Annotated in this window: 3 protein-coding genes; all 3 read right to left on the bottom strand. The window is 71.2% G+C overall.

The genetic code is table 11. The features are described 5' to 3' along the window. Positions 1-706, bottom strand: a 706-nt coding sequence (mptB, locus tag GT042_RS04320; RefSeq protein ID WP_202532337.1) for a polyprenol phosphomannose-dependent alpha 1,6 mannosyltransferase MptB, incomplete at its 3' end; no start/stop codon positions are given. A gap of 232 nt (positions 707-938) precedes the next feature. Beyond that, positions 939-2,666: a ThuA domain-containing protein gene (locus tag GT042_RS04315; protein WP_161307359.1), complete on the bottom strand. Its 1,728-nt coding sequence runs from the start codon at positions 2,664-2,666 to the stop codon at positions 939-941. Positions 2,667-2,686: 20 nt separating this feature from the next. After that, positions 2,687-4,054 (bottom strand): carbohydrate-binding protein (locus GT042_RS04310; RefSeq protein ID WP_161307358.1); only part of this gene is annotated, 1,368 nt, incomplete at its 5' end.

Genomic DNA, 4,054 nt, shown 5'->3' with positions numbered 1-4,054 from the left:
GGGCGGCGACCAGTCCGGCGCCGAGCAGCCCCAGCATGAGGGCGTCGTTGTGGGCGCCCGCGACCAGGTGCAGCAGGACCAGCGGGTTGAGCGCGCCGAGCCACAGCGCCGCCGAGGGCTCGACGCCGCAGCGGCGGGCGAGCGACGGCAGGAACGCGATCATCAGTCCGACGCCGAGCAGCGCCACGAGCCGCATGCCGAGGATGCCCGCGGGCATGTCGAGACGGGTCAGGAACGAGGTCTTCTCGGCGACGAGGAGGAACACCGGGCCGTAGGGCGCGGGGGTGTGCTGCCAGACGGGCGCCACCTCGGTCGCGAGCGGCCCGCCGAGGTGCGCGGGCCCGTGGACGTACACGTCCATCCGCGCGTCGACCATGGCGCCCTGCGCCAGATAGCTGTAGACGTCGCGGCTGAAGAGGGGCGGTCCGAGAACGAGGGGGGCGGCCCACACGCCCAGCGTCACGAGCAGGGCGCGCGGGGTGGGCGGGCGGGGTCCCCGGACGGACCTGCCGAGCCACCACCAGGCGGCTATCAGCAGGACGAGGCCGAAGTACGCGCAGACGACGCCGAGCGCGGCGCGTCCGGAGGTGGGCAGCAGCGCGTCGCGTACGGGGAGCGCGCCCGCGGTCAGCCCGCCGGTCATGAGCGCGAGGGACCCGGCGAGCCCCAGCATCCGGCATCGGCGCGGGTTCACTTCCGCGTTCAGGGCGAGCATCTGTGGAGGCTCGCAGCAGGCGGTGGCCGGAAGGCGACGGTCTGCCCACGGTCCGGTGGCTGCCGCATAGCCGGGGGCTTACGGGTGCCCGGTCACCCACGCCCGTACCGTCGGCCGCGTCGCCGTCGCGGGCGGACCGCCGGCCCGGGGAACACGGCGAGGCGGGCCCCGGTGTGTCCGGGACCCGCCCTGCCGGTTCGTGGAGCCGCGCCGGTGCGGCCTGTTACCTCCCGATCGTGAAGGTGTCGATGTCGAACAGGGAACCCGCGCCGCCGGTGAAGGTGAGGAACACCGGTCCGGTCGGTGTGCCGGTCAGCGTGGTGGTGACGGTCCTGAAGGTCTCCCAGCCACCGGTGTTGGGAACGGCGACCGAGCCGATCACCGGTCCGGTGGCCGAGCCGGAGCGCACCTGGACGGTGCCGCCGGCGCCGGCCGAGGAGACCTTCGCGGTGAAGGTCTTCGCACCCGTGAGGGACGCCTGGGAGTAGCCCGCCCAGTCGCCGTTCTCGATGTAGCCGAGGGTCCTGCCGCCGCTCGCCGGAGCGTGGTCGGCCGCCTGGACGCCCTGCTGCGAGGTGAACGACTCGCCCTCGTACGTGGACGACGTGGGCGGGGTCGTACCGCCCAGCTCCTTGATCCGGACGTTGCGGAAGGACACGTCGTCACCGGTGCCGTGGTTCTGGATCCCGATGTATCCCTGCTGGAGGGAGCGGACGGGGTCCGTGTTGGTGAAGTCGTTGATCTTCGCGCCGTTGAGGAAGACCTGGAGCCGCTCCCCCTCCACCCGGATCTCGTACGTGTTCCAGGCGCCGGGCGGGTTCAGCGCGGCGTCCCTGGCCGCGATGTCCGCCGACTTGAAGCCGTACACCGAACCGGTCGTGCGGTCCGCCGTGTCGGTGGCGTCGATCTGGATCTCGTACCCCTGGTTGACCGCCGAGTTGGGATCGGTGGAGCTGGGGAAGCCCACGAACACACCGGAGTTGTCGTCCCCGGGCATCCGCCAGTCCAGCTTGAGGGAGTACGCGGCGTACTGCTTCGCCTGGTACCAGTACAGGCCCATGCCGCCCGTGGAGGTGAGGGTGGCGTCGGTGTTGGTGAAGCTGCCGGGACCGGCCTGGGACCAGCCGGTGGTGGAGCCGTTGTAGAGCGTGGTGTAGCCGGTCTCCGCGCGGCAGTCGGCCTTGGCGAAGCCCGCCGCGTACCGGATGCCGCCGAGCAGCAGCGTCCGGAACGTGGGGTCGGCGTAGGACTCCTGGGTGTGGCCGAGTCCGGTGTAGAACGACCGGCCGTTGCCCTGCGGATGGCACCAGGTGATCGGGTGGTCCCCGCTCATCTCGCCGCCGCTGTAGCTGCCTTCGTCGAGGTTCTGGAGCACCTTGACGTTGTTGCGCGGGTTGGTGCGGTAGTTGTACCACTCGTCGGTACGGGACCAGGTCTGGCCGAGGTGCGAGGTGGCCGCGTTGGCCCGGTCCTCGGTCCTCAGCGTGGCCTGCTGGATCGCCGGGTGGCTCTTGAACCAGGCGCCGGCGATCTGCTCGTACTGCGGCCAGTCGTACTCAGTGTCGGCGGCGGCGTGGATGCCGAGGTAGCCGCCACCCCCGTCGACGTACGACTGGAAGGCCGACTGCTGGGTGGCGTTGAGGACGTCACCGGTGGTGGAGAGGAACACCACCGCCTTGAAGCCGGCCAGGTTGGCGGTGGTGAAGGCGTTGCTGTCCTCGGTGGCCGTGACCGTGAAGTTGTTGGCCGCGCCGAGGTCCCTGATGGCCTGGGTGCCGGCCGGGATGGAGTCGTGGCGGAAGCCCGCCGTCTTGGAGAAGACGAGGACCTTGTAGGCGGGGTCGGCGGCCTGCGCCGTGGCCGCCGGGGTCAGGAGCGACCCGGCGAGACCGAGGGCGACGACCAGCGCGGAGGCCGCGGTGGTCGGCAAACGCCGGAGGTGACGGAACATCAGTGGCCCTTTCCCGCGCTTCACTTGGTGAGGGTGAGGGTGTCGATGTCGAACAGGGACCCGGCGCCACCGGTGAAGGTGAGGAACAGCGCCCCGGAGGAACCCGTACCGGTCAGGGTCGTGGTGACGTTGGCGAAGGTCTCCCAGCCGCCGGTGTTGGCGACCGCCACCGTGCCGAGGACGGCGCCGGTCGCGGAGCCCGAGCGGATGGTGATGGTGCCGCCCGCGCCGGCCGAGGAGACCTTCGCGCTGAAGGTCTTGGTCCCGGCCGTGGGGACGGAGGCGTACCCCGCCCAGTCACCGTTCTCGATGTAGCCGAGGGTGTTCCCGCCGCTCGCCGGGGTGTGGGCGGCCGCCTGGACGCCCTGTCCGGAGCTGAACGACTCGCCCTCGACGGTCTGGCTCGACCCGCCGGAGGTGCCGGTGGTGAAGGTGAAGGCGTCGAGGTCGAAGAGGTTGCCCTGGCCCGTCGGTCCCTTGAAGACGAGGAACAGCTCCGTGGTGCCGGAGGGCGCGTTGGTCAGGTTCGCCGAGACGTCGACGAAGTTCTCCCAGCCGCCGGTCGGTGCCACGGTCGCGGTGCCCAGCAGGGTGCCGGTGGCCGAGCCCGTCCGTACCTCCAGCGTGCCGCCGACGCCACCCGAGGAGACCCGGGCGGTGAAGCGGTTGGCGTTGCCGAGGACGTACGGCTTGAAGGAGATCCAGTCGTTGTTGTCGGTGAAGCCGACGGTGCTGCCGCCTTCGGCGGAGCCGTGGGCCGCGACCTGGATGCCGTTCTGGGCGCCGAAGTGCTCACCCTGGCGGTGGCGGGGCTGGAGGATGCGCGCGCTGTGCGTGGTCAGGCCTGCGGCGTCGGTGTACTCGGCGTCGAAGACCCCGTAGATGTTGGCGGCGCTGTCGTGCTCGCCGTCGGCCGGTACGGAGAGGTTGCCGGAGCAGCCGGTGGCCTGGGTGATCTGGTGGCGGTGCTCGTCATGGCCGAGGAGGTAGGTGACCTTGACCTTGGAGCAGTCGATGGCGCCGTCCTCGGGGTCGCTCACCGAGACCTGGAAGGGGACGGTGTCGCCGAAGGAGAAGAGCTGGCCGTCACCGGGGCTGGTGAGGTTGACCGTGGGCGCGGTGTTGCCCGACGTCACCACGAGGCTCGCGGTGCCGGTGAGGCCCTCCGGGTCCCTGACGGTGAGGGTGGGGCGGAAGGTGCCCCTGGTGGTGTACGTGTGGCTCGGGTTGGCGGCCGTGGAGCTGGTGCCGTCGCCGAAGTCCCAGGCGTAGGTGAGGGCCTTGCCCTCCGGGTCGGAGCTGCCGGCCGAGGAGAACGCGACCGTCAGCGGAACGGCTCCCGAGACCTTGTCGGCGGCGGCCTTGGCGACCGGGTTGCGGTTGCTGCC

Origin of the sequence: Streptomyces sp. SID3212, from assembly GCF_009865405.1 — a bacterium.
Lineage (GTDB): Bacteria > Actinomycetota > Actinomycetes > Streptomycetales > Streptomycetaceae > Streptomyces.
Note: the sequence above shows the minus strand (reverse complement) of the source record. Positions and strands in the feature narration are given on the sequence as shown.